Origin of the sequence: Mycobacterium sp. E3247 (assembly GCF_001667785.1) — a bacterium.
Classification (GTDB): domain Bacteria; phylum Actinomycetota; class Actinomycetes; order Mycobacteriales; family Mycobacteriaceae; genus Mycobacterium.
In genome coordinates, this window is the sequence record NZ_LZJG01000562.1 from 1 (window position 1) to 556 (window position 556).

Annotated in this window: 1 protein-coding gene; it reads right to left on the reverse strand. The window is 64.9% G+C overall.

The annotated features are described in order from the left end of the window. Nucleotides 1–556: HAD-IC family P-type ATPase (locus tag A9X04_RS28980; protein WP_156764589.1), on the reverse strand; the 556-nt coding region annotated here is incomplete at both ends.

Below are 556 nucleotides of genomic sequence, written 5' to 3' on the forward strand. Positions count from 1 at the left end.
CCGGCGTCGACGGCGTCCACCAGCCGGATCCGTCCCTCCGTCAAGGTTCCGGTCTTGTCGGTGATCAGGATGTCGATGTCGCCGAGGTCCTCGATGCATACCAGACGCTTCACCAGCACCTTGGCTTTGGCCAGTTGTCGGGAACCGGTCGCCAGGCTGGTGCTGACCACCGCGGGGAGAAGCTGTGGCGTGATGCTGACCGCGATCGCCAGCGCAAACAGTGCCGAATTGATCAGCGGCCGGTGCAACATCAAGTTGGTGACCAGAATCAGCGCGGTCAGCGCAACCGCGACCCGGAGCAGCAGATACGAAAACCGGCGCAGGCCGACCTGAAAGTCGGTCTCGGGTTGGCGCTCACTCAGACCCGCCGCGATCCGGCCGAACTCGGCGCGATTCCCGGTGGCATACACGACGGCCAAGCCTTCGCCCGCGCTCACGATCGTGCCCATGAACGCCACATCGGTCATGTCGGTCAGCGCGACGTCGGTTCCCACCGGCGTCGGTGACTTCTCCGAGCCGGTGGATTCCCCGGACAGGATGCCCTCGTCGCATTCCA